Genomic DNA, 3,192 nt, shown 5'->3' on the forward strand with positions numbered 1-3,192 from the left:
CACGGCCTCGATGATCTTCGGGTTTGGCAGCGATGTGAACGCGATATCGGCGCCGGAGGCGGCCTCGGCAGCGGTGGTGGCCGACGAGATTGCATGGTTGCCGGCCGCTGCTCCCGTCGCCCGCACGGCATCAACCTTATTTGAATCGAGGTCGAACAGGGCAAGCTCGTAACCGGCGCGTGCCAGGTTGCTGGCCATTGGCCCGCCCATATTGCCCAACCCAATGAATGCAATCCGCATAGATATCTCCGTTGTGGCCAGCCAGCCCGTTTTTGGCATGTCTGAGCAGGCGCTGTTGTGACTGGTTTTCGGCCAGGCAGTCTTTCTCACCCTGATTGACGTGGCAAACGAATATAATTACGGAGTCACATCGAAGAATTCGATTTGAAAGTCATTTTCTTGAACATCGAGCACATCAGGGCTTTCCTAGAAGTCGGCGCGGCTGGTAGCTTCCAGCATGCTGCCGACCAGCTTAACGTCACCCAGTCGACCATTAGTGCGAGGATAAAGGCGCTCGAACGCAGGCTGAACCGCCAACTGTTTCACCGTAAGCGCAACGGAGTGGCGCTTACGACTGGCGGTCATCAGTTCCATGCGAGCGCCGTGAATATCGTACGCGCTTGGGAGCGCGGGCAGCAGGTGGCCACCCTGCCGGAAGGCCTTAATGCCTTCGTCACCTTGGGCGTCGAGGATAACCATTGGCCCCGCGTCGTGCCGGGCTGGTTGGAATGCATGGCCAAGGCATTGCCGGACGGCGTCGCAAGCGCGATCAGCGAGCGCTCGGATATTCTTATGGAGAGACTGCGAGCCGGACTGCTCGACATTGCTGTGCTTTACGACCCACGTCATTGCGCGGAGGCACGGATCGAGCCGCTCATCAGCGAAGAACTCGTGATGGTTTCGACCAAGCCACGTGCGGTTCAAAGCGGCGTTGTTCCTGGCTACGTCTTCGTGGATTGGGGTGAAACGTTCCGAGCCCAGCACAGCATGCATTTTCCTGGCGTGTTTAGCCACAAGCTTACTATCCGCAGTTCAGCGGTAGCAATGGATCATATCCTGGCTAACGGCGGCTCCGGGTATTTCCTGGCCGAGTCCGTGACCCAGCACGTCAAATGTGGCCGCCTGCATCTGGTCGAGGGAGCTCCGCGCTTTCAACGAACAGTCTTCGTCGCCGTTCGTATTGACGTCATTGCGCCCGAATTTATCGAAACCGCTGTGCAAGCCTTGCGCGATACGATCGCCTGAATTCCGGTCCAAAGCCAGAGAGATGACATGAAAATCACCACGTTGAAGACCCGACTGACGGACGTGCCTTTTGCCAATCCGATCACCACGGCCATTCATAATATGCGCTCCGTCGGGTGCCTGCTCGTGTATCTAGAAACCGATGTAGGGCTGGTGGGCCAGAGTTATATCTTCACATTGAACGCCGTCCGGCTTAAAGCCTTCGACGAGATGGTGCGCGGCTTCTCGCATCGCATCGTGGGCCAGGATCCTCACTATGTGACGGCGATCAATTCTGCGATCTGGTCCGAAATTAACCCGACCGGTTATGCAGGCGTCACGATCTCGGCGCTCTCCGCACTTGACACGGCCTGCTGGGATCTGATCGGCAAAAGTGCGGACCGGCCGCTCCATCATCTGTTCGGGGCCTGCAGGGATCGCATTCGCACATATGCCAGCGGCGGCCTCTGGCTTTCCCAGAACATCGACGAACTGGTTAATGAGGCGGCGACCTTTCTGGACCAGGGGTTCCGGGCGATGAAGGTGCGGGTTGGCAAGGCCGACCCGCGAGAGGATTTTGAACGCGTGAGGGCTGTCCGCGAGGCCGTTGGACCCTCCATCGAACTTCTCGCGGACGCCAACCAGGCGCTCACGCCAAAGCAGGCGATCCGACTTGGCAGGATGCTTGAGGAGCTCGACATCGGTTGGCTGGAGGAGCCGGTCTCGGTCCATGACCTCGTGGGCCAGGCCGAGGTCCGCAACGCGCTCGATCTGACGATTGCCTCGGGTGAGACAGAGTGGACGCGTTTTGGTATCCGCAACACGATCGAGGCCCGCGCCGCAGATGTGTTGATGCCGGACCTCCAGAGGATTGGCGGGCTGACCGAAATGCGCCGGGTTGCAGCCTTGGCGGAGGCTTACAGCCTGCCGATTTCCACTCACATATTTACCGAGCATAGCCTCTGCATTGCCGGTTCTGCCGCCAATTGCATCTCCGTTGAACACATGCCGTGGTACGCCCCACTGTTCCGCGAAGAGATGAAGATCGTGGATGGCGACATCATCATACCCGTCCGTCCCGGCACAGGCTTCACCTTCGACGAGGCTGCCGTGACCCGCTTCGCCATCGACCATTAGGTTTGGCATCGAAAAAGTCGATGTCAGGCCCGAATTATATTCGTTAGTTAGATGTTCGATATTCCTATAATTCCTAAGTGGGGAACCGGCCCGGTAGCCTCTAGCCGCCGAGGAGAATCGCCTGGAATGGAAAACCAACAGGAGAAGACAATGCTCTCACGCACGCTTAAACTTACTGCCGCTGTGTTTATCGCAACGCTCGCCGCGTCCGCGGCCGAAGCGAAATGCGGCGACGTCACCATTACCGAGATGAACTGGGCTTCGGGGTCGATCGTCACCGCCGTCTCCAAGTTCCTGATGGAGCAGGGATACGGCTGCAAGGTCACGGTGGTCCCATCGGCTACGGCTACGGCAGTCACCTCTGTCGCAGAGACCGGCCGCCCCGACATCGTGACCGAACTCTGGCTCAACGGCGCGCCGGCTTATCCAGGATTGCTGGCCGCCGGTAAAGTCAAGACGTTGGGCCATGTCCTCACCCCCGGCGGCATTGATGCATGGTGGGTTCCGCAATACCTGGTGGACGAACATCCGGAACTTGCGAAGATCGATGGCATTCTGGCGCATCCCGACTGGGTAGGCGGCAAATTCCATAATTGCCCCGAAGGCTGGGGCTGTAAGATCACCAACGACCATCTGGCGGAAGCCTTCCATCTGAAAAGCCACGGCATCGAAGTCTTTAATCACGGCTCCGGAGAGACGCTGGCAGCGGCGATAGCTTCGGCCAACGAGAACAAGCAGCCCTGGTTCGGTTACTATTGGGGTCCAACATCCGTGCTCGGCAAATACAAGATGGTCAAGGTCGACATTGGCCCGTACGTCCCTGAGATCCAC

4 protein-coding genes are annotated in these 3,192 nt (G+C 58.5%); 3 read left to right on the forward strand and 1 reads right to left on the reverse strand.

What is annotated here, in order from left to right:
- A partial coding sequence (locus tag EN914_RS29605) for an NAD(P)-binding domain-containing protein (protein WP_348631947.1) occupies positions 1-279 on the reverse strand: 279 nt, incomplete at its 3' end.
- A 105-nt stretch (positions 280-384) separates the two neighbouring features.
- Here EN914_RS29605 and EN914_RS29610 point away from each other — a divergent pair.
- The 3 genes from EN914_RS29610 to EN914_RS29620 all read left to right on the forward strand — a co-directional run.
- Positions 385-1,245 (forward strand): LysR family transcriptional regulator, encoded by an 861-nt coding sequence (locus tag EN914_RS29610; RefSeq protein WP_050580551.1) that lies wholly within the window; start codon positions 385-387, stop codon positions 1,243-1,245.
- A gap of 27 nt (positions 1,246-1,272) precedes the next feature.
- Complete coding sequence (locus EN914_RS29615; RefSeq protein ID WP_024505666.1) at positions 1,273-2,361, forward strand: mandelate racemase/muconate lactonizing enzyme family protein; 1,089 nt, start codon at positions 1,273-1,275, stop codon at positions 2,359-2,361.
- A gap of 126 nt (positions 2,362-2,487) precedes the next feature.
- A partial coding sequence (locus EN914_RS29620) for a glycine betaine ABC transporter substrate-binding protein (protein WP_245497872.1) occupies positions 2,488-3,192 on the forward strand: 705 nt, incomplete at its 3' end.

Origin of the sequence: Mesorhizobium sp. M7A.F.Ca.CA.001.08.2.1, from assembly GCF_003998455.1 — a bacterium.
Taxonomy (GTDB): Bacteria; Pseudomonadota; Alphaproteobacteria; order Rhizobiales; family Rhizobiaceae; genus Mesorhizobium; species Mesorhizobium ciceri.

What these genes read in the sequence shown, in the direction of transcription:
- EN914_RS29615 (WP_024505666.1), top strand. Translation starts at nt 1,273, where the DNA reads ATGAAAATCACCACGTTGAAGACCCGACTGACGGACGTGCCTTTTGCC.